20 protein-coding genes are annotated in these 23980 nt (G+C 63.7%); 5 read left to right on the top strand and 15 right to left on the bottom strand.

Annotation, left to right across the window (positions count from 1 at the left end):
• Positions 1-272 precede the first annotated feature (272 nt).
• Together Q7P63_01910 and Q7P63_01905 are read left to right on the top strand one after the other, a co-directional pair.
• On the top strand, positions 273-479 hold the full coding sequence (locus tag Q7P63_01910) for a hypothetical protein (protein ID MDP0498830.1): 207 nt from the start codon (positions 273-275) through the stop codon (positions 477-479).
• A gap of 110 nt (positions 480-589) precedes the next feature.
• Entirely contained in the window at positions 590-991 is a 402-nt protein-coding gene (locus Q7P63_01905) for a hypothetical protein (GenBank protein ID MDP0498829.1), read from the top strand.
• Positions 992-1018: 27 nt separating this feature from the next.
• Here Q7P63_01905 and Q7P63_01900 read toward each other — a convergent pair whose 3' ends face one another.
• From Q7P63_01900 to Q7P63_01890, 3 genes are all read right to left on the bottom strand, one after another.
• Positions 1019-2011 carry an MBL fold metallo-hydrolase gene (locus tag Q7P63_01900; protein MDP0498828.1) on the bottom strand — a complete coding sequence of 331 codons (993 nt, stop codon included), beginning with the start codon at positions 2009-2011 and terminating at the stop codon, positions 1019-1021.
• 81 nt (positions 2012-2092) lie between these two features.
• Positions 2093-2998 (bottom strand): sugar phosphate isomerase/epimerase, encoded by a 906-nt coding sequence (locus tag Q7P63_01895; protein MDP0498827.1) that lies wholly within the window; start codon positions 2996-2998, stop codon positions 2093-2095.
• Between the two features lie 9 nt (positions 2999-3007).
• Positions 3008-4054: a Gfo/Idh/MocA family oxidoreductase gene (locus Q7P63_01890; GenBank protein ID MDP0498826.1), complete on the bottom strand. Its 1047-nt coding sequence runs from the start codon at positions 4052-4054 to the stop codon at positions 3008-3010.
• Positions 4055-4143: 89 nt separating this feature from the next.
• Between Q7P63_01890 and Q7P63_01885 the strand changes: the two genes are divergently transcribed.
• Positions 4144-4500: an L-rhamnose mutarotase gene (locus Q7P63_01885; GenBank protein MDP0498825.1), complete on the top strand. Its 357-nt coding sequence runs from the start codon at positions 4144-4146 to the stop codon at positions 4498-4500.
• Between the two features lie 326 nt (positions 4501-4826).
• Here the strand turns inward: Q7P63_01885 and Q7P63_01880 are convergent, their stop codons facing one another.
• Both Q7P63_01880 and uvrA read right to left on the bottom strand, forming a co-directional pair.
• A complete protein-coding gene (locus Q7P63_01880; GenBank protein MDP0498824.1) occupies positions 4827-5225 on the bottom strand; it encodes a DUF2809 domain-containing protein in 399 nt (132 codons plus the stop codon).
• A 5-nt stretch (positions 5226-5230) separates the two neighbouring features.
• The gene (uvrA, locus tag Q7P63_01875; protein ID MDP0498823.1) at positions 5231-8164 is read right to left on the bottom strand and encodes an excinuclease ABC subunit UvrA; all 2934 of its coding nucleotides are present in this window, start codon (positions 8162-8164) and stop codon (positions 5231-5233) included.
• A 165-nt stretch (positions 8165-8329) separates the two neighbouring features.
• On the opposite strand from uvrA, the gene Q7P63_01870 reads away from it, so the two are divergent.
• Positions 8330-8584: a hypothetical protein gene (locus tag Q7P63_01870; GenBank protein MDP0498822.1), complete on the top strand. Its 255-nt coding sequence runs from the start codon at positions 8330-8332 to the stop codon at positions 8582-8584.
• 64 nt (positions 8585-8648) lie between these two features.
• On the opposite strand, the gene Q7P63_01865 is transcribed toward Q7P63_01870, so the two are convergent.
• The 6 genes from Q7P63_01865 to Q7P63_01840 form a co-directional block, all read right to left on the bottom strand.
• Complete coding sequence (locus Q7P63_01865) at positions 8649-9311, bottom strand: PEP-CTERM sorting domain-containing protein (GenBank protein MDP0498821.1); 663 nt, start codon at positions 9309-9311, stop codon at positions 8649-8651.
• Positions 9312-9494: 183 nt separating this feature from the next.
• Positions 9495-12950 carry a hypothetical protein gene (locus Q7P63_01860; protein ID MDP0498820.1) on the bottom strand — a complete coding sequence of 1152 codons (3456 nt, stop codon included), beginning with the start codon at positions 12948-12950 and terminating at the stop codon, positions 9495-9497.
• Positions 12951-13088: 138 nt separating this feature from the next.
• Positions 13089-13469, bottom strand: coding sequence for a hypothetical protein (locus Q7P63_01855; GenBank protein ID MDP0498819.1), 381 nt, complete (start codon positions 13467-13469; stop codon positions 13089-13091).
• Positions 13466-14134 (bottom strand): hypothetical protein, encoded by a 669-nt coding sequence (locus Q7P63_01850; protein MDP0498818.1) that lies wholly within the window; start codon positions 14132-14134, stop codon positions 13466-13468. Before Q7P63_01850 ends, Q7P63_01855 begins: the two co-directional genes overlap by 4 nt.
• On the bottom strand, positions 14131-14808 hold the full coding sequence (locus tag Q7P63_01845; GenBank protein MDP0498817.1) for an ABC transporter ATP-binding protein: 678 nt from the start codon (positions 14806-14808) through the stop codon (positions 14131-14133). The genes Q7P63_01850 and Q7P63_01845 overlap by 4 nt, the downstream gene beginning before the upstream one ends.
• Positions 14808-15086 (bottom strand): acylphosphatase, encoded by a 279-nt coding sequence (locus Q7P63_01840; protein ID MDP0498816.1) that lies wholly within the window; start codon positions 15084-15086, stop codon positions 14808-14810. Before Q7P63_01840 ends, Q7P63_01845 begins: the two co-directional genes overlap by 1 nt.
• A gap of 243 nt (positions 15087-15329) precedes the next feature.
• On the opposite strand from Q7P63_01840, the gene Q7P63_01835 reads away from it, so the two are divergent.
• Positions 15330-16031 carry a hypothetical protein gene (locus tag Q7P63_01835; protein ID MDP0498815.1) on the top strand — a complete coding sequence of 234 codons (702 nt, stop codon included), beginning with the start codon at positions 15330-15332 and terminating at the stop codon, positions 16029-16031.
• An 88-nt stretch (positions 16032-16119) separates the two neighbouring features.
• Here Q7P63_01835 and Q7P63_01830 read toward each other — a convergent pair whose 3' ends face one another.
• The 4 genes from Q7P63_01830 to ribB all read right to left on the bottom strand — a co-directional run bounded on the left by Q7P63_01830 (position 16120) and on the right by ribB (position 23671).
• A complete protein-coding gene (locus Q7P63_01830) occupies positions 16120-17079 on the bottom strand; it encodes a pectinesterase family protein (protein MDP0498814.1) in 960 nt (319 codons plus the stop codon).
• A complete protein-coding gene (locus tag Q7P63_01825; GenBank protein MDP0498813.1) occupies positions 17076-19397 on the bottom strand; it encodes a family 43 glycosylhydrolase in 2322 nt (773 codons plus the stop codon). The genes Q7P63_01830 and Q7P63_01825 overlap by 4 nt, the downstream gene beginning before the upstream one ends.
• Positions 19398-19428: 31 nt before the next feature.
• Complete coding sequence (locus Q7P63_01820; protein MDP0498812.1) at positions 19429-22392, bottom strand: FAD-linked oxidase C-terminal domain-containing protein; 2964 nt, start codon at positions 22390-22392, stop codon at positions 19429-19431.
• A 169-nt stretch (positions 22393-22561) separates the two neighbouring features.
• The gene (gene ribB, locus Q7P63_01815) at positions 22562-23671 is read right to left on the bottom strand and encodes a 3,4-dihydroxy-2-butanone-4-phosphate synthase (GenBank protein ID MDP0498811.1); all 1110 of its coding nucleotides are present in this window, start codon (positions 23669-23671) and stop codon (positions 22562-22564) included.
• Between the last annotated feature and the right edge of the window lie 309 nt (positions 23672-23980).

Raw genomic sequence — 23980 nt, 5'->3', positions numbered from 1 at the left:
AGTAGATGATGAGATCGACTTCAGGAACATGGACACTACTCGACCGACCTCGCGTGTTGAAGAAGGCCCTTATCCCTTTTGAATTTATCCGTGTAAATCTGCGTCCACCTGCGGCTTAAAACCACCTTCAATATCAGAGCCCATCCGCTAAAGAGACTCACACTCAAAAGCGCTAGGTGAAACTGAGTTGCAATTTCAAGCAATTGAAAATCAACAAATTGTAAACCCAATCCACTTGAACGATTACCAGATTCGTGTATAGTGAGGGCATTATGATGCAATCTACTGCCAGCAAAACGACGACTCGTGCTTGTGATGCCTGTCAATACTGGCAGGCGCTCCAATCCGGCGAAGGCGAATGCCGACGCTATGCGCCTCGCTCCGTGGCCTTTAAGGTGGACGACAATACCACCTTCGAAGCCAAGTTCCCAGTGACGGCCAGCAACGACTGGTGCGGCGAGTTCGAGCCGAAGGCCTAAGCCGTTCGCGGCTAGCCGCTTAACTTTCGCCGCCTATTGCATTTACGTGCATAGGCGGTTTTTTCTTGCCCCACTCCTGCAAATCGGTCTCAATATCGTGCATTGAGACCATGAATGTCGGTAACGCAGAACTGGAACAGCTCGAATCTTCTCTGGCCGCCATCGTCCGCGCCAACCGCATGGCGGCGGATGATGCGCTCGATTTTCGCGAGGCCATCCTGCACCCGCAGACGCCGGGCAAGTGCGTGCAGTGTTACTTCCGCCTACTGGCCAAGGCCAAGAGCAACGCCCCCATTACTCCCCTGCGCCAGTGGCTGGAGCAGCGCATTCGGGTGACCGCCGAGGGGCGCCAATACCAGTATCGTCAGCAATACCGCCTTTCCCTCGATTTCCCCGACCTCGAAAGCTGCTGCCGCGCCCACATGGAGCACGCCCGCCAGCGCACCGAGACGCTCGGCGGCGACGTGATGCTGCGCTTCGCCTTCGCCAACACCGAAGAAGCCGCAGTTTAGGGAAGTGGATTTGTAAGGGGGTTACGCTTACCAGCCCCCAAACTGGATCGGCTCGGGGATATACTCGAAGCCTTCGCCCGTCTGGTTGACGTAGCCGAAGCCGGGGAAGGTATAATGTGTGCCGAAGATCAGCGCACGCTCCTCCGCGATACGGCCCAGCACCCGACGACGCGTGGCAGTCGCCTGCTCGGGATCGTTGTCGTAGCTGAAGTCCCACTCTGGGTGTTCGAAGAGCAGGCGCACCTGATTGGCGATGTCGGCCACATGGTAGAGCGTTTCGCCGCCGCTGCGGATCTGGACGCCCATGTGCCCGGGCGTGTGACCCGGCATATCCAGCATCGTGAAGCCGGGCAGCACTTCTTCGCCGTCTTTCACCTGCTTGACCTGCGGCTCGAGCACGCGCAATGCGTCGCGCGTGGTGGTGAGCATGCCGCGCATCTGCTCCGGCGCCTGTCGGATCTCGGCGTCGCTACGGTTCCAGAAGCGCATTTCCGCCTGCCCGATAAAGTATTTCGCCTCCGAGAAGACGCTCTTGCCCTTGCTCACCGCACCCCACAGGTGGTCCGGGTGCGCATGGGTGATGATGACGTGCGTAAAGTCTTTGGGCGCAAAACCGAGCTGCTTGAGGCGGGCGAGCAGCTTGCCGCTGTTCTCTCCCCTGCCCTCGCCGTTGCCGGTGTCGATCAGCACGAGGGCGTCGGGCGTGCGCACCACCAGCATCATGAAGTTGTTGTAGACGGGGTCGGAAAGGTGCCAGCGGCGGGCCGCTTCGAGCACAGCATCCTTGCTGCCGGTGCGACCGCCAAAGGTCGGGTAGACCGGAAACGCGCCAAAGCCGTCGGACACCGTCCAGAGGCTGAACTCTCCCAGCGGGCGGTGGTAAATGCCCGCGCCGTTGGCATCGCGCCCCTCCTGGGAGGCCTTGGGCGGCGCGGCGGAGACGAGATTGGAAAGGGCAAAGGCGCCCGAGAGGCCGAGGCCCCAACGCAGGGCATCGCGGCGATTGATAAGCGTAGACATGGGGCAGTAGAGGCGGAGGTTGACAGGTGCGCCTAAACCTCGCCCATCAGGCCCATTTTTCAAGCCGCTACGTGCAAGTGGTCACACTTGCGGGTTGGCGATGAAGGCCCCGCCCCGGCAGTGCTTGAGGTAGTGGAGGCTGTGGACCTGGCCCGTCATCTCCAGCTCGTCGCGATAGACGGGGTCGTGCCAGCCCTCGATGTCGATCGTGCCGGTGTAGCCGATCATACGCAGCTCGCTGATCACGTCGGTCCAGTTGCTGTCGCCAAAGCCGGGCGTGCGGTGGTGGACGACGCGCTCCTTGCCGTAGGCACCGTGCTTTTTCACGAGATCCCAACGGGTGGTGGCGTCCTTGCCGTGCAAGTGGAAAAACTTGTGACCCCACTCGCGGATCTGCGGCAGCGGGTCGATCAACTGGGTCATCTGGTGGCAGGGCTCCCACTCGAGGCCGATATTGTCGTGCGGCAGCGCCTCAAACATCAGGGCCCAGGCGTCGGGGTTGTGCGCGATGTTGAAGTCGCCCGTCTGCCAGGTGCCGCCCATCGGGCAGTTCTCGAATGCGAGGCGCACGCGCTTACTGCCCGCGCGGTCGGCCAGCGGACCAAATACCTCCTGATAGCGCCCGATGGACTCCGGGATCGGCTTGCCCCGCACGCGGCCCGTGAAACCGCAGACCAGCGAGCAGCCGAAAGCCTCCGCGTGATCGATCAACAGCTCCCACGCCCGGCGGGTCTGCGTGTCTTCCTCGCGGTCGCCCAGCGGGTTGGCGTAGACACCGATGCCCGAGATAAACGCGCCCGTGCCGTCCAGCGCCTCCCTCACCTCATGCGCGATACGACCGAGGTCGAGCCCCTCTACGTTGCCGCCAAAGGTGAGCTGAAAGCACTCGAAGCCATGCGGCAGGATCTGGCGGATATACGAGGCTGGGTTGCCGCGACCGGGCGCGAGGGTGCCGAGGCGGATGTCCTGATGGTTTGGGTGGGCCATGTGGAAAAATCAGTCAAGGGTGATGGAGGCTTGTTGCTCGCTGCTGACAAAGCAGGCATCGAGCACCTTCTGGATCTCGGCTCCGCGTGCGAAGTCGGGCTGGTCCTGCTCGCGCGTCATGATGCTCTGGATGAAGCGGAAGTAGTTGTTGGGCGTCTTCGGGGCGGAAACCGTCTCCCATTCAAACTTGTCCACGTTCTCCCCCAGACACACGTGATACTCCAGCGGCGACTTGGCCTGATCGAGCCGCACCGCCCCCTTGGTGCCATAGACGTGCAGCGTAAGGTCGTTTTGGTGGCCCGTGGCGTAGCGAGTGGTGTGGACGATGGCCTGCGCGCCGTTCTCCAGCTCGCCGAAGATGCTGGCGGTGTCGTTGGCATCCAGCGGGTAATCGCCGATGCGGTCGCCCGGGGCCTTGTGGAAGGTCTTGAGGTTGCAGTAGAGCTTGCGCAAGTGGCCCGTGGGGAAGGTCACGAAGTCGAGGATGTGCACCCCCACGTCGCCCAACACGCCCTTGCTGCCGTGCTCGGAGGAGAGCCGCCAGAGCCAGCGGTCTTCCGTGCGCCAGTCGCCCCAGGACTTCGAAACGAGCCACGACTGATAATAGCGGGCCTCCACGTGGCGGATCGCGCCCAACTCGCCGCTGCGGCAAAGATTGGCCACCGCCTGCAGGTTGGGCAGGTCGCGGTAAGAAAAATTGACCATATTGATCACCCCTGCCGCCTTCGCCGCCTCGGCCATTCTAGAGGCATCTGCGTAGTTTTCGGCTAAGGGTTTTTCGCAGAGCACGTGCTTGCCCGCCGCCAGCAACTCCAAGGCAACCGTTACATGAAAACGGTCGGGAACGACCACCGCAGCGGCATCGAAAGCGCACTTGCGGACAAGGTCCGTAACGTTGCCGAATGCTTCCGGCACTCCGTATTCCTGCGCCAGCGCCTGGGCGGCCTCCAGGCGCACATCGCACAGTGCCACCACCTGGCAGCCGGCGATTTTCTGGAACTGGCGGATATGGTTAGCCCCCATGCTCCCCGTGCCCACAATGGCGAGACGTATCATGGTGGAAACAGTGCTACCTTACCGCACTAATGCAACGGCAGGCTGCGCTTTTTTGGCCGTCGATTGGGCGTTTTTGACCGCCTGATGCCGTGGCGCGATTCGTGCTGAATGCCAGTTTTGATATGCGGCACCGTGTGATCCTGAAACAGCGTCTGCGCCCCGGGCAGGTGGAAACCTACTTGCGCGCGCACGAAAACATCTGGCCCGAATTGGAGGCGGAATACCGAGACCTCGGCGTGACCGATTTCTCGTGTTTCATCCATGGGCGGGATATTCTCATCTTTGTCGAGACCGACCCGGAGCGCGTCGCCCGCGCCGAAGGTTACCCGCGCCCCCAGGATGCCCGCTGGCAACAGCTGATGGAGCGCATCAAGGATCAGGAATTCGGCAGCGTCGAATACGAAGAGTTTTACCGCATGCCCATGCCGGAAGACTGCCGGGTGTAGACAGCGAACAAACTTCCTAACGCAATCTGGGAGTGCGGCGCTCCGCGCCGATTTGGTTTCGCGAGCAGGCAGGTCTCAGCTGGAATTATCCCCCGCCAAGCGGTCATCTCCGCTTGAGCCTCGGGTATGGGTGGCCCTTGCGAATACATCATCCAGATCGGTGCAGAGCACCGCACTCCAAAAGCGCGTTGGACAGATAAGGTTCCGACTCCAGCTATTGGTCCAGCATCCGCAGGATGCCAGCGGCTAGCCGTGATGTCGCCGCCAGGCGACTTCCGGTAGAACGTCACAAAACGATATGCACCCGCACGGGTGCCAGCCTGTTGCTACGCCGCATTGGCCCCCTCTCGGCGCAGCGGGCCGCCTTCCATCACCCAACCCATGCCCACGCCCACCGCGTAGCAAGCGAGGTCGCTCCAGAGAAAACCGTGGCCGAGGATCAACGCGCCGAGGGTGGTGGCGCGGATTTGGTCGATCCATGGCGCGTGGTAGAGCTGGCTGAGCTCGATCAGCACCGAAAAACTCAAGGCCACCAGCGCGACACGATTCGGCGACCAACGGACGAAAACCCAGCCGATCCCCAGATACACAAACAGCGCCCAGAGCGTATCGCCGCCATAGGCTTGAATGACCGGCGGCCACAGCTCCGGCAGGCGGCGCGTGCTGAGCCCGAGGACCAGCACGACGACGAGGAATACGGTGTTGATCGGACGCGAGCGGTGCATGGCTTCTACAAGCACTTGCCCGTACGACTGCGCTCGACCTTTTTCAGACCCGAAGGTGGCCCGGCGTAGAGCAGCTCGCCGCCTTCATCGCCGCCGCCGGGGCCGAGGTCGATGACCCAATCGGCGAGGCGGATCACGTCGACCTGGTGCTCGATGATGATCACCGTATGCCCTTGGTCGCGCAAGCGGAAGAGCAAGTCCATCAGCTGCTGGATGTCGGCCCAGTGCAGGCCCGTGGTCGGCTCGTCGAGCAGGTAAAGCGTTGGGGCGGTGCTGCGTTTGCTCAGCTCGAGCGACAGCTTGATGCGCTGGGCCTCGCCGCCGCTGAGGGTGTGCGCGGCTTGGCCCAGCCGCAGATAGCCGAGGCCCACCGCCTGCAGCGTTTCGAGCTTGGGGGCCAGCTTGGGCACGCGCTGGAAGACGTTGTAAGCCTCGTCGACGGTCAGGCCGAGCACTTCGGCGATGCTCAAGCCCCGGAAGCGCACTTCGAGCGTCTCGCGGTTGTAACGCTGGCCGTGACAGCTCGGGCACTCGGTGTAAACGTCGTTGAGGAACTGCATGTCGAGCTTGATCATGCCGTCGCCCTGACACCGCTCGCAGCGCCCGCCGCGCACGTTGAAGCTGAACCGGCTGGGCCCGTAGCCGCGCACCTTGGAGAGGGGCGTCTGGGCGTAGAGCGCGCGCAGCTCGTCGAAAATCTTGGTATACGTGGCCGGGTTGCTGCGCGGACTGCGGCCAATCGGCTCCTGATCGACCCGGACCAGCCTCTCGAAGTGATCGAGCCCAAGCAAGCCCTTGTGGCGGCCGGGGATGCTCTTGGCCCGATTCAGCGCGCGCGCCGCCGCATCGCCCAGGATGTCGTTGACGAGCGTACTCTTGCCGCTGCCGGAGACCCCCGTCACGCAGGTCAGCAGCCCCACCGGGAAGGCGACGGTCAAGTCGCGCAGGTTGTGCTCGTAAGCGCCTTCGATCACGACCCAGCCTGCGCGGTCGCCGCGCTCGATGTGGTCGCGCGGCACGGCAATGTCGGTGCCCTCCGGCACCTTGAGGCGGCCCGGCAGGAGGGTATCGGTGCTTTTCTCGACCTTCACGCGCCCACTGAGGTAGCGGCCCGTGAGCGACTTCTTGTCGCCCTTGGCCGCATCGACCGTGCCGGCAAAGATGACGTGGCCGCCGTATTCGCCCGCTCCGGGGCCAAACTCCAGCAGGTAATCCGCCGGGTGCATCACGTCTTCATCGTGCTCGACCACGACCACCGTGTTGCCCCGGTCGCGCAAGTCCTGCAGCGTGCGGACGAGTGCGGCGGTGTCGTGCGGGTGCAGGCCGATGGTGGGCTCGTCGAGCACATACGTCACCCCCACCAGCCCGAGGCCGAGTTGAGTGGCCAGGCGCGCCCGTTGGGCCTCGCCACCGCTGAGGCTCGCATATTCGCGGTCGAGCGAGAGGTAGCCGAGGCCGACTTCGTTGAGAAAGTGCAAGCGGCCCTTCAAGCCGCTGACCACGTCCGCAAAGGCCTCGTAATCCTGCCCCGCCCCGGCTTCCAGGCTTTGCACGAAGCTGTAGGCGTGCGTGAGGTCGCGCTGGAGGAAATCGTTGAAGGTATGCCCGGCCACAAAGACGTGCCGCGCCTCCGCCCGCAGGCGCGCGCCATGGCAGTCCGGGCACTCGCCGCTGCTCTGGTAGGTGACGAGGCGGGCCTTGAGGCCGTCGCTGCTCGTCTCGCGGCGGATCTCGTCGATCAGCGCCAGCACGCCCTCCCAACGCTTCTCCTCCGGCTTGGTGTTGCCGGGCTTGAGCTTGAACTGGAAGACGCGGTCGCCCGCGCCGTAGAGGATCCGCTCGCGCACGTCTTCCGGCAGGTCCTGCCACGGCAGGTTGGGGTCGAACGACATCTGCTCGGCCAACTGCTTGAGGATCGCGTTGTGCTGGATGATCATGCGCTTGGACCCGAGCCGCAGGGGCTTGATCGCGCCCTTCTTGACCGACACCGACGGATCGGGCACGAGCAGCGTGGGCTCGAAACGCATCATCTTGCCCAGGCCGCCGCAGGTCGGGCACGCGCCGTCGGGGTGGTTCCACGAAAAGGTCTTGGGCGTGACGGGGGCGTAGGTCGTGCCGCAGATTTCGCAGGCGAGGTGCTGGCTCACGACCACTTCCTGCCACACGCGGCCCTGCTCGTCGGTCCAAAGGGTGTCCCCCTGCCCTTCCCGGGCCTCGACCAACACGAGCGCCTGATCCTGCGCCTCGCGGAAGGCCAGCTCCAGCGAATCTGCGATGCGGGAGCGCTGGTCTTCGCGCAGCACGAGGCGGTCGATCACGAGGTCGAGCTGGAGGGGTTTGGCACCACCGGGCAGCGCGTCGTCCTGGTCGATCTCCACGATCTTGCCCGCCACGCGCACGCGCTGGAAGCCCCGCTGCCGCAGGTGGGGCAACTCGCCGCGCAGCACGCTGGGCTTGGCCTCCAGATAGGGCGCGAGCAACATCGCACGCGGGCCGTTACGCTCTTGGCCGAGCTGCAGGAGGTAGTTGACCGCGTCGTCGAGGCTCCGGCGGATGATCCGGCCACCATCCTTGGGGCAATGCGCCTCCCCGGCCACCGACCAGAGCAGGCGCGCGTAGTCGGCAATCTCCGTCACGGTCGCAACCGTGCTGCGCGGGCTGGCCCCGGCGTTGCGGTGCTGCTCGACCGCGATGACCGGCGAGAGGCCGTGGATAAAGTCGACATCGGGCCGCGGCAACTGCTCCAGCACCGAGCGCGCACGGGGGCTGAGGCTGTCGATATACTGCCGGTAGCCCTCGGCGTAGAGGGTATCGAAGGCGAGCGAACTCTTGCCGCTGCCGCTCACCCCGGTGATCACGGTCAACTGGTCGCGCGGGATGCGCACCTCCACGTCTTTCAGGTTATGCTGCCGCGCGCCCTTGATGTGAATTTCGCCCATGGTGCAAACGGGCAACCTACGCCGGGAAGTGCCCGTTGTCGAATGGTTTGGGGTGAAGGCGGGGGTATGTAGAGAGGTTTTTCTGCCACGGATGAGCGCGGATGAAACACGGATGGGCGCACGCTCGCAGTTGACGCCGCCCCGCATCTTCCTAAGATTAGTCGTGTGAAGTTGACCTTTGAGGTGCCGAACGACGTTGCTGCCGATGTGGAGGCCCAAGCCGCCGCACGCGGGCAGAGCGTGGACGCATACCTTGCCTCCGTAGTGCAAGAGCGCGTCGCCGCCGAAAAGTCCGCCCAACCGGAAAAGCCGTGGATGCGCTTTGCAGGGATGTTCAAGGACTATCCGGAAGATACCCGGCGCATTAATGAGGCAATCGAAGAGGAGTTTGAGCGGATCCATCCCGAAGATTGGCGATAAACCACAAAAAACCGCCCGACCTGAACTTAGGCGGACGGTGCAGAAAACCAGATGAGCAGCGCGCTTAGCTTTGGCGGCGACGACGCAGCATCACGAGGCCGAGACCGGCGGCGCCAGCGAGCATGGCGTAGGTGGTCGGCTCGGGTACGACGCCGAAGGCGACTTCGCCCATGCCCACGTTGTTGCCGTAATAGCCGCTGACGTCGAAGCGGACATATTGCGCCACCGTGTCCACCAGATTGATGTTCTGCAACGGAGCGAGTTCGGAACCCGAACCCGAATAATAGGGCACAAAGGTGCCGACCTGCGTGCTGGCAGTAAACAACGGATCGTTGGAGGTATAGATGGTGATCGACTGCATCGCCCGCAACGGATTCGAGAAGAAGGCCAGCGACTCGATCGTGTAAGTATCGCCGAGGTCGAAATCGATAATGCCGTTCTGCGGCGCAAACGAAGCACCGTACCAGGCGGCGAAGGAGGTATCGTGAGCAGTGTGCGTGGGATTGGAAGCGACGTAGGTGTCGTAGTCCGTTACCCCGGACTCAAAGGTCGAGCCAGCCGTGAGACCCGTTTGATTGATCGTGCGTTCAATCGGGAAGCTGGCGCTGAAGCTGCCGAAGTCGTTGCGCAACACTGATTCCGGAGACAGCACGACGGCGGCGTGGACGGACGCGGCGGCAGCCAGGAGAGAGACGGTAGAGACGATGAGCGATTTTAGGGAATACATGGAGATCGTATGATAATGTGGCGACGGCCCCTCCGCATGAGGTTCCGCCTCTATCAGAGGGCACCGCAATCCTCCAGTGGGTCAATATAATAACGAAATATTATCTTATAACCAATTACGTACAAGAAAAGCGCCAGCCTCCGAAGAAGCTGGCGCTGAAACTCTTGGGTATGCGAGCCGGCCTTACTCGGCGATGCCGATCGAGGGGTCGCGACCGATGGTGCCGACGAGGGACTCGCGGTAGCCTTCGGATTGGAAGGTGGCCAGTTCCTTCTCCATCACGGCACGCTTGTCGGCGAGGCCGGGGAAGCTGTGGGTGAAGGAGTCGAGGTAGGCCAGCTTGCGCTTGGCGCGCGACACATCGGAGGCTTGTTGCGAATCGAGGCGGGCCTTGTACCAGTCGCTGGCCATCACGGCGTCGCGGGTAAACATTTCACGCAGCTCCGGCGAGGCGAGGGTCATACCTTCGTATTCGCCATCGCGCATGATGTGCAGGAGGGCCTTGACCGGCGGCACGGCGGCATCGTAGGAGCCGTCGGCGAAGTAGTTGGCGGCCACGCGCTTGTGGGTCGCCATCATGTTCTCGATCCCGTCGGCGAACACCTCCATGTCTTGCATCTCGGGCTTGAGCATCTCTTCGGTGAAGAGCACGCTCGGGCTGCCGAAGACGCGGCCCATGAAGAGGTTGACGAAGTTCTGGTTGATCCGGTAGCCGAGGATGCTGGCGGGCACCTTCTTGCCGTTCACCTCGATGTCGTCGACCTTGTCGAGCAGGCCGTTTTCGATCAGGTAGCTGGGCTCGCGCTCGATGCGCTTCATGCGGCTCCAGATCTCGGGCACCAACAGGCTGATGTCGTGGTCGACGCGGAACTTCGGGCCCACGTAGGCAGCCGAGGTCACGAAGGGCTGGTAGCCCGTCACCGCGTAAGAAACGAAGGCGTTGTTGATGTCGTGGATCGGCAGGAGCGCGTTAAACGGCCCCTTGGTCAGCGCACCTTCACTACCCGCACCCGTGGTCGACGGGCTCTTGCCGGTCATGCTGGAGATAAACTCCATGAACGCCTCCGGCAGCGGCATGTAGTGGATGGGGTTGAAGACCGCGAGGGAGCGCACCCCCGGCTCGGGCGGGTTGTTGCGGTGGCCGGGGCAGACGATGTCGACCGGGGTATGGACGGGCTCTTCTTCGCGCAGGCGGCGGAAGAGGCGCAGGCCCATGTTGGCCAGGTAGATGTCTTCCGGCATTTCGAGGCCGGGGCGGGTCTGCAGGTAGCGCGGGTTCTTGGAGAACTTGCCCTCGATGATACGGGGGATGGCCGAGCAGCAGATGTAATTGGGGTGCTTCTCGGGATTCTCCACGAAGTCGCGCAGCATGTGCTTCATCGGCTCGGTGAAGTAGTCGAAGCGCACGGCATCTTCCACGATCTCACGGGCTTCGGCCTGGCCGAGGGGCTCGTAGTTGGAGAGGAAGTTGGCCTTGCGGCTCATGTCGTGCTCCGTCTGGTGGTCGTAGCCGCGGACGATGGCGTCGTCGGGGCGTTGGAACAGGCGGTACTCGCAGTTGTAGGTAAACTTGAGCGAGGGGTTGGGCGTGCTGCCTGCGGTGCCGGCAATCGACTCGCGCGGGGCCACGACGGAAGCGGTGATGTCGTCTTCCATCTGGATCTTGGCGGCGGGCCAGAAGTCCTTGCGCAGGGAGAACACGCGCCACGAGCCGTCTTGCTCGTAGCCGAGGCGCAGGTAGCTGGCGATGATCGGGGCGCCGCGGTAGCGCAGCTCGTGGCCGAGCACGCCGTTGATGCGGTCGACGGCGAAGCGGTCGCGCCAGTTTTCGCCCCAGTCGGGCTTGTAGAAGCGCTTGACCAGCAGCACCAGCTCCTTGATCTCGGTCGGGATGCCCTGGATGAAGGCGTTGTGCTCCGGCGTATATTCTTCGCTGGGGGTCAGCAGCTTGATCACGGAGCCGAGCGAGCGCTCGGGGCTGAGGATGCGGCGGCCCTTGTTGCGATTCTTCGACGCGTCGCGGAAGCGCACGCCGTATTCGCGGTTGAGGATGGTGTCGACCTGGTCGAAAGCTTCGCGGATGTGGTCGACGTAGAAGGAGTTGTGGATGATGGCGTCAGCGATCGACTTGGAGATCTCCGACTTGCCACCGCCGGACACCGTGCAGGGCTTGTGCGACATGGTCGGCTGGGCCCGGGTGCCGATGAGGCGCCAGCGGCGGCCTTCGGCGGGCTTCATCAGTCGCACCTTGTAGCCGCTGGGCAGAATGTAGGTCTTCTGCGCCAGGAGCTTGATCGAGCGCTCGCCATAAGCGTTGCGCCAGGTGATCTTCTGGTCCGGCAGCGAGAAGTAGGCATCTTCCGGCACGTAGAGGATGTTCGGGTGCTTGAGGTCGATCCCGTAGCCCTCGGGCTGCAGCTCCATGCGGTGGGCGTAGAGGCGCACCACGTCTTCGAAGGTGTGATTGACCTCCGGCATGAAGTCGCTGAGGCGGAAGTCTTCACCCAAGTCGTAGCTGGAGAAGGCGAGCGCACCACCGGCGTGCTCTTCTTCCACCAGGCCGTAGAGGTTGGCGGCGTAGCCGAGCTGGGTCTTGACCTCCTTCTTGCAGTAGCCGAAGTAGTTGTCGGAAATGATCGTAACGACCACGCCGTGCTCGTCGCGAGCGGTAATCTTGTAGGCTTGCCCGTCGTTGTAGAGCTCATCTTCCTGCTCCCAGCACATGCCATCGCGCTTCTGGCGGTCGGTGGCTTCGCTGATGTGGGGCAGGCCGACGGACTTCTTGGTCAGCTTGAGCAGGTGCGGGGCGAGGATCACGCAGCCCGTGTGGCCCGACCAGTGCTCGACGTCGAGGCCGGCATCGTTCTGGTGCAGGTAGGGGTCGCCCGCGTTGCCGAAGATCGACTCCACGAAATCAAGGTTGCACACCAGGTTACCGGGGGCAAAGAAGCGCACTTCCATGCTCTTCTCGGTGGTGAAGCCGGGGACGGCCGGGCACATCACCGGGCGCAGCAACAGCGAGACCCAGCAGCGGGCCTGCTTCTTTTGCGAAGCGGTAAAGGGCAGGCGCATCAGCTCAGCCGGCGGTTGCAGGGCCGCTTCGAGCAGCTTGGCAAAGGTTTGCTTCGGCACTGCCTTCTTGTCTTCCGGGATGGGCAGGCCACCTTCGGTGACGTGGAAGACGCCCTTGGTCGTGCGGCGGTCGCTCTTCGGGTTATGCAACACGCCGTTGGCGATGCGGTAGGAGTGGACGATGTCGCTATGGAATTCGTCGCGGTCGGCCGGCAGCGAAAGCATGCGGGCAAGGCCGTGTTGGCCCAGCGAAAAGGTCTTGCCGGGCAGGTGCAGGCTCTCCGCACCCTCCACTTCCGTCAAATAGCCGTGCAGCCACTCTTCGATCCGGCGGTCGACCGGCGGACGCAGCTGGTCCCGCAATTCATCCTTGGCCTGATAATGGGCCATGAGTGACTGGCCCATCTTCAGAAAGGCGTAGTCTTCTTCTTTGCCGAATATCGGTTCTCCCAGCGCGGCCAGCTGCATGTTGATGTATTCGATCATGCCCTTGTCGGGCATGACACTGCTGCAGGTAGCGCTGTCGAATCCGATGGCGGTGCGCAGGTCCGGTAGAGTGGGTTGCATGATGCGGGAGAAGATTAAGGTTCGTTGACGAGGGGATTTCAAAAACTTTTGCTAAACTCGTCAAGCCGTAGAATAAGCAAATATTATCCTGAATCCCATGTCTCGATAGCATAGAGGCAAAAACACGTTGAGCAAGGACTACCGCCCAGGATCGTGCAAGAGCGATTCGGCCTTCGTTTGCCACCAGCGGACAAGCTTTTCGGTATCAGCATCTTCACTGCATTTCCAGTGAGGCAGGTCGTATTGCCAAGTGTTACGACTTTCGGCGTAATACAGAGGCTGTTCCGGGGCCATTAACAATGCCGATAAGCTGCGCTCATAATACGCCGCCGCGTCCTCGGCCTCCCAGGCGAAGTAGGCAGCAATCCAGCACTGGTCGGCCAGCAGGTAGCGCCCCTCCCCCGCGAGGTTGCGCGCCCAGGCAGCCTGCCAGGCGGGCTCGGAGCCGATGAAGGACGTTGGGCGCAGCCAGGCCCCTAGCATCAATGCGGCCATCGCCAGTCCAAGACGCCACTTCATGGTGCGGGGTAGCGTTTTGCCGCCAGCAACGAAGCCAACAGCAGGTAGGCCGCGAGGTAAGAGACCGTCCCCGCGCCCGGGTGGCTCAAGTCTGGAAAAAGCCGCAGCATCCACGCCAACGCGGGCGGCTGCCCGGCCACCAACACCGCCGGCAGGTGAGATACCGCCAGCCACAGGGCACCCGCGATCAAGACCCAGGCCATGCGGGGCAAGAGCTGCACCAGCAACAGGCTCGCCACGGCAATCGTGGCCAGGCGCAGTAAGGCACCGCCCCAGGCAGCAGCCGAGACACTCGCCCCATGCCAGCCCGCCCACCACCATAAAGCCAACCCGCCAAGCAGCAATGCGCCCAGACAGGGGGCCAGAACCGCGAGCAACTGAAAATCCGTCCCCCTGCCCTGCCCTTGCCACCAGGCACGCTCACCGCTGGCCTCGCGCCTCAAGACCTCGTGCGCCGGCCAGACGAGCGCCAGCGCCGCCCCACCCCAATGCACCAGCGCCAGGGCCAGCGCCTCCGGGTAGCGCTCGGGCGGCAGGCTGAAGTTGAGCGGGCCGAGCACCCGATACAGCACCTCCGCCCAAAGCGGCAGCAGCACGACTGCGAGCACCAGCCGCCTGCAACGGCGCGGGTTCAGCTCGATCTGCAAATGACGCCGCCCCTTCATACCAGGGCCAAAAAGCGTTTCACCGCCGCAAGATCTATCCCCGGCGGCTGGAGTTCACCCGCCGCATTGGCGATCGTCAGGCGAGCCTCGGCTTGATCGACCAACGCCGCAAGTGAGCCCTGATAGGCACAGCCGCCCTCCGCCAGCACCAGCACGTAGGGGTCGAGCGGCAAAAAGCACTCCCAGCGGTGCGAGGCGGCCACGATCAGGCGGTCTTGAGCCAGCGATTGCAGCCAGCCCGCCGTCTCATGCGCCTGAGCAAGATCGAGCCCCAGCAGCGGCTCGTCGAGCAGCCAGACGGGCACACGCTCCAGGCTCGCGAGCGCCACCAGTTGACGCTGCCCCCGGCTCAGCCCATCGACCCGCTGGGCGAGATCCAGACCGGCGGTCGGCAGGCCCTCCGGCCACGAAATACCCGCCAACAGCGTCTGTAGCCGAGTGCCGGGCGGGAAGGCAAAGCGCTCCGGCACCATGCGAGCGCGGGTGCTACGTTCCCGCCAGCGCGTCCACAACCAGCGCAGCAGCGTGCTCTTGCCCGAGCCGGGGTCGCCCAGCAGCAAGACCAGGCCCTGCGGCGGCAGGTCGAGCTCTGGCAGCCGCAACAACGTCCGGCGGCGCGGCCAGGAGCCGACCGGCAGGCAAACGTCGCGCCAGCTCCAGCCCAAGGTGGCCATCAACCGAGGTTGAAGCCCGAAAACTGGGGTTCGCGGCGCTGGTAGCGCTCATCGCACTGGCGGACAAAGGCGGCCATGCGCTCGCGCAAGTCGGCCAGAAAACGCCGCACCTCGCCGTCTTCGCCCTCGACTTCCATCGCGACGGTGCCATCGGGCTCGTTGCGAACGTAGCCCGAAACGGCATAGCCCTTCGCCAGTTGAAGGGTGTAGAAACGGAACCCAACCCCCTGGACGCGGCCATGAAAGCGGGCCTGCAAGTGCGTGATCTCGGCAGCCATGACGCCCCATAAACTGGAGGCGCGGCCCCCAAATAGCGAGCCCAAAAGACGCCCCGCCGCACGCCCGCTTAAACGGGCCTTTCAGGTTGTTAGTTGACACTTACCACGAATGCGTGCATGTATCTGCATATCGTCTGCTCCTTCCAAACTGCGGCGGATTGTAGAGCTAAATGCGGAATTTCCGTTGCATTTGGGGGCAAAGGAGACGATAACAACCTGAACCTTCAAAAGGTCGCTAATTCCATGAGCAATTACAATTTTGATGGGTCTGCGGACGGCGACTGGGACGAAAAAGGAGATCTCTCCTGGAACGAGTTTGACTGGCAGCAATTCCTGAAGCGCCAGCAAAAGGAGATTTCCCGCTTCATTACTTTCTACGATCAGCACTTCGAAGAAGCTGATCGCCTGGACAAAGCGGCCAACCGTATGGGTTGGGACGTGCAGGACTGGTCCGCCGCCGAGCCGGAGATGGACGACGATGACGACGCCCCCACCTCCAGCCTGACGGGCGACGACGAGGCCGACGAAATGGACCTCGACCCCTACACGCTGCACCGCCACCCCGTGTTTGTAGCCAGCGCCGGCCTCTACGCCCAGGTGCGCTACGCGTGGGAAATCGTGGTCAACCGCCGCTTCAAGCAGATCGACAGCCGCATCACCTGGAAATTTGCGCAAAGCCTTCACGATGGCGAAATGAACATGGTGATGGCCCTCCAGTCGCTCGACATGGGGGACTACATGCTTGCGGTCGTCCACCTCAAGTGGGTGTTGCGCGCCCTCAACGAGAGCCTGACCCTCGCCCCCGCCACCGCCCAATACGCCAGCGACCCGGCCGACTTCCTTCAGCAGATGCGCATCCGTCTCTTCGACCTGCGCGAAATCTGCCTGCGCGTGATGCAAGACTCCCGCGAAGAAGAACGCCGCGGCTTCCGCGAAAACGATTAAAGCCGCAGGCATTAGGAGCTTATAAATAAGGCCGGGAAGCATCCAACTGCTTCCCGGCCTTATTGTTTATGAAAGAACAGGGCTTTTTCTATTCACTCACCTTGGCCGGGATGTCCCAGTCGCCGAAGATCTTTGCAGGGGTGAGCTTGGAGGCTTCGCGCTTCTTCAGCTGCTTGGCCCAATCTACGCGCTGAGTCAGGTCGCCGCCGGGGCCGGTGCTGCCGTATTCGGCGTAGCGGGTAGTCTCCTCGCGCTGCTTCTTGCCCCAGTTGTGCCAGCCTTCCGGGCGCACGGTTTCGCTCATCTCGGTGTTGATAAACGTCGTCTGCGCATGCGCGCGCCAAGGGCGCCCGAGGTAGGTCTGCACACCTTCCGCGCCGGTGATCTGGCAGTCGATAAAGACGAGGCCGTGCTCCTGATCGTAGGGCGTGGAGGCGGCCGTGATATAGCCATTGCCGACCGAGTGAAGCGTGCAGCCCTTGAAGACGGCAGTCGCGCCGCCGAAAATGTAGTCGACCGCGCCCTCGATGTAGCAGTCTTCGAAGTAGTGGCGGCCCCGGTTGACCAGCAGCGTGTCTTGCCAACCCAGCAGGCGGCAGTTGCGCAACACGACCTGGTCGGCGTCGATGCGCAGCGCGAGCGCCTGCCCCACCCGACCTGCGTCGTTGGAGATCGTCATGTTTTCGATGATCAAGCCGTCGCCGTCGAGGTGCATCGTCTGGGTGCGGAAAGTGCCGATCTTCTCGCCGTCCTTGTCTTCAAGGTTGGCGCTGAAGTCGTTGACGAGGATGGTCGTCTCCACGTCTTCGCCGATCAGGGCGATGTTGCCGCGCTCGCGCTGCACGTAGACGCGCTCGCGGTAAACGCCGGGCTTAACGAGGATAATCCAGCGGGGTTCGCCTTCGACCTTTTCACGCGCGCCGTAGATGGCGTCTTCGATCGAGGTGTAGTCGCCGCTGCCGTCGAGCGCCACCACGGCGTCGGGCTGGAGCGCGCAGAGCTGGGAAGCCAGCCAGGCGAAGAGAAATATGAGCCAAGTCTTTTTCATGGATGGAGATAGGGGAAGGCGCCGGGGAGCGGCGCGAGGGTAAAGGAGTCGAATTCGGCAAAGGCCTGAGAGGCGCCCGGGGCGGTACAGAATATCCCAACCTTGGCGCCGACCCAGCGGCCTTCGCGCGCCTGGAAGGTCGAATCGAGCGTCTGGTAGGCCTCCCCGTCCACGCTGTAGGCGAAGGCGCAGCGCTCGCCGGCTTCGTTCCAGAGTGCACGCAGCCAGATACGGTCGGGCGCGTCTTCGAGCACCACCTTACGCTGCTCGGGCTTGCCGTTGTCGGCCTGCAGGCATTCGGCGTGCACCAGTTGGGTGCCATTTTGCCCGCGCACGAGGCCCAGCCAGGCGTAGTCTCGACCAAAGATCGTCAGCCCTGCGGTGACAGCCTCCCTCCCCGGCGAAAGCTCGACCGGCACGGTGGCGAAAAAGGCCTCGCCGCTCGCCTTTTGCATCAGCAGCGCCGGGTTGGGCCAGAGGTTGGTTGCCGTGTGCGGGACCGCGTTGAGGCGCAGCTTGCCCTCGCGCAACTCTGCCCACTGCGGCCGCAGGTTGGCCTGCCATTGCCATTGGAGGCCCAGCGTATCGCCCTCAAAATCGTCCGAGGCAGGCGGCTGGGCGTAGCCGGTGAACTTCAAGTCGGGCTTGCGGTGGCGGCGGACCGGCTCGCCCCGGCCATTGCCGTCGGGATCGGTGCCCATGACCGGCCAATTCTGCTCCGTCCACACCATCGGCTGCAAGTGGACCACTCGCCCCAACGGTCCGCGATCCTGGAAGTGCAGGAACCAGTGCTCGCCGCCCGGCGTATCGACCCACGCACCCTGGTGCGGGCCGTTGACCTGCGTGCGGCCTTGGTCGAGCACGATACGGTCTTCGTAGGGGCCGCGAATGTCGCGCGCACGGAAGACGCTCTGCCAGCCCATCGGCACGCCGCCCGCCGGAGCAAAGACCCAATACCAGCCGTCGCGCTGGTAAAACTTCGCGCCCTCCAACGTGCGGTAGCCCGGCAGCCGATGGCCGTCGATGATGACGGGGGCATCATCGTTTTTGGCGGAAAGGCCGTCGGCGGTCAGCTCGCGCAAGGTCAACTGGTTGTGGATGCCCGCCCGGCTATTAGCCCACGCATGGACGAGCCACACGCGGCCATCGGTATCCCACAACGGGCAGGGGTCGATCAAACCTTGGCCTTCGACCACAAGATGCGGCCCGCTCCATTCACCGGCGGGATCCTCCGCAGTCATTGCAAAGATCCCCGCGTCGGGGTCGCCGTAGTAGATATAAAAGAGGCCGTCGTGATGACGGATCGACGGGGCCCAGACGCCGCCGCCGTGCTGGGGCGCGGCAAAACGCTCTTCCGGAAAGCGCTGCAGGGCGTGGTTGACGAGGGTCCAGTTGACCAGGTCGGTCGAGTGCAGGATCGGCAGGCCCGGCACGTGACTGAAGCTGGAGGCCGTCATGTAGTAATCCTCGCCCACCCGCACCACGTCGGGGTCGGAGTAGTCGGCGTTGAGGATCGGGTTGATATAAGTGCCGTCGCCCAAGTCGGCGCTCCAGGCGGGCGGCGGGGCCTTAACCTTCGTGTAGTCGATCCAGTCGGCCAGCGAAAGGTGGAGACGGCTGATCTCGCGGGCGGCAATGGCGGCCACTTCGCGCGCGCCGGTTTCGTTGTAGTGCGTGTCGTCCTGGAGGCCATCGGGGCGGGAGGGCACCTGCTCGGCGGTATACCAGAGGTGCAGGCCCTTGGAGCCTTCCTCGCCGTAAGCGCGCTCCAGGTCGGAAGTCAGGCGCTCCATTTCGAGCAGCGGCACACCTTCGGCAGCGGCGACTTCGCGCACCACGCGGGGGTATTCGCCGTGGGTGGGCACCAGTTCGCCGTTTTCCCAGCGGCGGCGCGCGACGGAGGTGGCGAGAATAGGCTCCGCGTCCCGCGAACGCACCTGTCGCACGAAGCGGGTCAGGTTCTCGCGGTAAGTGGTCTCAAAGTGCGCGTAGCGCTTAGGGTCGTGCTCCTTCTCGTCGTTGTGCCCAAACTGGATGATCACCCAGTCGCCTTCGGTCAGGGAGTCGTAGACCTTGTCCCAACGGCCTTCGTCGATAAACGACTTGGTGCTGCGCCCGTTGACGGCGTGATTTTCGACCGTAGCTGGCGGGGCGGCCAGCTCCTTGAACAACTGGCCCCACCCTCTTTCCGGGTATTCGGGCTTGGGTTTGTCCGCCATCGTCGAGTCGCCCACCATGTAGATGGTGGGGGCGGCGAAAGCGGTGGCGGCTGCACCGAGCGCGAGGCCGGTGCAGAACCAACGGAAGGGTTGTCTCATGATCTGCTTCGTTTCGGGGTTCTGGCGTTAGTTAAACGAGGGCAGCGTGGAGGATCTCGATGGGGTGCTGAGCAGTCTTGTGAGTAGCGTCGTGGATCTGGTGGCGGCAGGACGTACCGGCCGCCGCGATGAGGTCGGCCTCATCGGCTTGGCGCACGGCCGGGAACAGCACCAGCTCGCCCACTTGTTGGGAGACGGCATAGTGCTCTTCTTCGTAGCCGAACGAGCCCGCCATACCGCAGCAGCCACTGGGGATGACTTTTACTTCGTAGTGGGCGGGCAAACTCAGCATGCGCACGGTGGGGGCATTACCGACCAGGGCCTTCTGGAAGCAGTGGCCGTGCAGGTGCACCCGGCGCGCATCGGTGGTAAAGGCGGAGGCGTCGAGGCGACCGGCCTCCATCTCGCGCACGAGGAACTCATCGAAGAGCAGCGCGTTTTTGGCCAACTGGCGGGCCGCAGGCTTGAGGTCGGCCGGGGCGAGGTCGATCGCCTCATCGCGCAGGGTGAGCAGCGCAGAGGGCTCGATGCCGACCAGCGGTTGCTCGGCGGTCACCTTGTCCTTCAGAGCGCGGGTGTTGGCGTTGACGCGCTCGGCGGCTTCGCGCACGAGCCCCTTGGAGAGCCAGGTGCGGCCGCTTTCGCCGTGCTCGGGGATCTCGACCGCGTAGCCTAGCCGCTCCAGCAGCTCGACCGCCTTGATCCCGATGGCGACGTCGTTGTAATTCGTAAACTCGTCGTTGAAGAGCCACACCTTGCCGCGCGTGCCCGCCTGCGGTGCCGGTTGGTGCCGGCGGAACCAGGCGGCCAGCGTCTGCGGCGGCAGCAGCGGAATGGTGCGCTCCGGGTGGAAGCCGACGGCCTTGTTGGCCAGCTTGCGCAGGGCGGGAGTCCCGAAGATGAAATTCCAGGCCCACGGCGCTTTGGAGGCGATCTGCTGGCTCTGGGTGAAGCCAGCGATCATGCGCGACCGCAGCGGCACCCCGTTGGCGTCGTAGTAGCCTTGCAGGAACTCGGCCTTCAGCTTCGCCATGTCGACATTGGCCGGGCACTCCGATTTGCAGGCCTTGCACGAAAGGCAGAGGTCGAGCACTTCCTTCGCCTCGTCGTTGTCAAAGACGCTCTTGCGGGCCTCGACCGGGCCAGCGGTCAGGATCTGGCGGAGCACGTTGGCACGGGCGCGGGTGGAGTCCTTCTCATCCTTCGTCGCCATGTAGCTGGGGCACATCGTACCGCCGGCGAGGTGGCTCTTGCGGCAGTCGCCCGAACCGATGCACTGCTCCGCAGCGCGCAACAGGCCAAGACTCTCGGAAAAATCGAAGTGGGTGTCGTATTCCCGATGCTCTTCTTCCAGCGCGATACGCAGATGGGTATCCATCGGCGGCGTATCGACAATCTTGCCGGGGTTGAAAAGGTTGTGCGGGTCGAAGGCCAGCTTGACCTGCCGCATGAGGCCAAAGCAGTGCTCGCCCACCATCCGGGGGATGAACTCACCCCGCAGGCGACCGTCGCCGTGCTCGCCGCTGAGAGAGCCCTGGTATTTCTTGACCAGCGCCGCGATGTCTTCCGCCACGGAGCGGAACATCTTCAGCCCCTCGGGCGTCTTGAGGTTGAACTTGGGCCGCGTATGCAGCTCACCCGTACCCGCGTGCGCGTAGTAGACGCACTCGATGCCGTGCTTTTCGCGCATGATCTGGTCGAACTCTTCGATGTAGGCCGGCAGGTCGCGCACGTCGACCGCCGTGTCTTCCACGATCTCGCGCGGCTTGTCGTCGCCCGGCACGTTGGACATCAGGCCCTGCCCGGCACGGCGCAGCTCCCACACGCAATGCTGATCGGCACCGCGCAAGACCGGGTAGGCGTGGCCCAGACCGGCGGCCCGCAGCTCAGACTCCAGTTGTACCATGGTGGCGTCGACCTCGGCGGCAGACTCGCGGCGGATGTCGATCACGAGGATCGCGCCGGGGTCGCCCTGCACAAAGAAGCGGTTGCGCTGCTGTTCGAGGTTGCGCTTGGTGGCTTCCAGGATGTGACGGTCGATCAGCTCGACCGCAGCCGGGTGGTGCCCCAGCGCAATGCCGACCGCGTGCAGCGCCTCGTTGACCGTCTCGTAGTGCCCGCAGAGCAGCGCACTGTGCGGGGGTGGCAGGGGGTTGCAGTCCAGCTCGAACTCAACGCCGAAAAAGAGCGTGCCCTCGGAGCCGGCGATCAGCTTGCAGAGGTTGAAGGGCTTGTCCGACGTGGCATCGAACACGTTGGCGTCCATCAACAGGTCGAGCGCATAACCGGTGTTGCGGCGCGGGATGGAGGCCTTGGGGAAATTGGCGCGAATGGCTTCGCGATTGGCTTGGTCGGCCAGCATGGCGCGGACCTCACGGTAGATACCGGCCTCCAGCGTGTCGCCCTCGCACTTGGCGACAAACTCCTCCGGGCTGAGCGCGCGGAAGGTGACTTCCGAGCCGTCGCTGAGGAAGCCGCGGCACGAGATGAGGTGCTCGCGCACGCTGCCGTAGACGATCGAATTGGAGCCGCAGGAGTTGTTGCCGACCATTCCCCCGATCATCGCGCGGTTGGCGGTTGAGGTCTCAGGGCCGAAGAGCATGCCGTGGGGCTGCAGCGCGTGGTTCAGCTCGTAGCGCACAACCCCCGGTTGCACACGCACCCGGCGGTTTGCCGCGTCGATCTCGAGGATGCGGTTGAGCCGCTGGCCGAGGTCGACAATCAAGCCGTGGCTGACGACCTGCCCCGCAAGGGATGTCCCGGCGCCCCGGGGCACGAGCGGCACCTTGTGCTGGGCTGCAAACGCCACCAGCTTGCGCACGTCGCCCTCGCTGTACGGCACCGCCACCCCGAGCGGGAACTCCTGGTATTCGGAGGCATCGGTCGCGTAGATGCGGCGCATCAGCTGGCCGGTGTGCAAACGGCCTTCGAGCTGCCCGGCGAGTTGGGCCAGGGCCGATTGGAGGCTGACGGGGAGAGGGGGGACGGTAGGCATGGGGGATTCGCGGTCTGGCCTCGCCGTCTCCTGCCTACGCGGCAGCACGATCTGCCAGCCGCTGGGTGCGGGCAGGAAACGAAGGGGATAAAAGGAAACTGTGCCGGCGAGGGCGACGGTTAAAAACCGCCATTCCACTCACATTGTTGAACAAGGGCGGCGCAGGGCGTCAGCTCAGCTCGATCTGCTCGACGATCTCGATGCCGTAAGCATCCAGGCCCACGACCTTGCGCGGGTTCTGGGTCAACAAACGGATGTTCTTCAGGCCGAGGTGGCGGAGGATCTGCGCGCCGATGCCGTAATCGCGCAAGTCCATCGCGCCGCTGCTGGCGGCCTTCTGCGGTTGCAGGCAGCCTTGAAGCTTGGCGGCAGTGGTGGAGGGCTCCATGTAGAGCACCACGCCGCGCTCGACCCCCGCGATGTGCTTGAGGCAGCTGTGCAGGAAATTCGGTTGCTGGCCGCCGATCACGGCGCTGAAGACGTCGGTCAGGACATTGGCACTGTGCACGCGCACGGTCACGGGCTCTTCGCCCGCCACGTCGCCCTTGATCAGAGCCAGGTGGTGGCGCTGGTCGAGGCGGCTGCGGTAGACGTGCGCCGCAAACGGGCCGTAAGCCGTGTCGATGCTGCCCTCGCAGAGGCGGTCGACGAGCGTGTCTTGCTGCAGACGGTAGGCAATGAGCTGCTCGATGGTGATCATCTTGAGCCCAAACTTCTCGCGAAATTCGATCAGCTCCGGCAGGCGCTGCATGGTGCCGTCGTCGTTGACCAGCTCGCAGAGCACGCCGGCGGGCTCGAGGCCGGCCATGGTAGCGAGGTCGACCGCTGCTTCGGTGTGGCCCGCGCGCTCCAGCACGCCGCCGGGGCGCGCGCGCAGCGGGAACACGTGGCCCGGCTGCACGAGGTCTTCCGCGGTGGCCTGCGGGTTGGCCAAAATGCGGATGGCGACGGTGCGGTCCTTGGCGCTGACGCCGGTGGAGATACCGGTGCTGGCGTCGACCGTCACCGCAAAATCGGTGCGCTGCACCTCGCGGTTACGCGCCACCATGGGCCCGAGGCCGAGGCGGTCGAGGTGCTCGCCGAGCATGGGCACGCAGACGATACCGCTGCCATAGCGGATCATCATGTTGACCGTCTCGGGCGTGGCCTTGGAGGCCGCCATGATCAGGTCGCCCTCGTTCTCGCGGTCTTCATCGTCCACCACGATGACGAGTTCCCCCGCCGCGATGGCCGCAACCGCTTCTTCAATCGAGTCAAAATGGTGCGCGCTGGATTCCATGCTGTACCTCCCCATTCATCGCGGAAGGGGCGCGATTTGCAACCCTAAGGCCGGAGAATCTTCCAAAACGATCAGTATAGCGTAGACTTGGGGCGGACGAGGGGCCTGAGTCGGCATATCACCCAACGCGCTATGGAGTGCGGTGCTTCGCACCGATCTGGATCAGAAATCCAGACGGATCGCCACCTCCAGGCTCAGGCGGTAATGGTAGGCGTAGCATCAATTGTATGGTTTCGGGAAAGCTCGCATCCTGCTTCCGAAACCAGATCGGTGCAGAGCACCGCACTCCATAGCGCGCTGGATAATGCG

Source organism: Verrucomicrobiota bacterium JB022 (genome assembly GCA_030673845.1).
Lineage (GTDB): Bacteria > Verrucomicrobiota > Verrucomicrobiia > Opitutales > Oceanipulchritudinaceae > WOUP01.
Note: the sequence above shows the minus strand (reverse complement) of the source record. Positions and strands in the feature narration are given on the sequence as shown.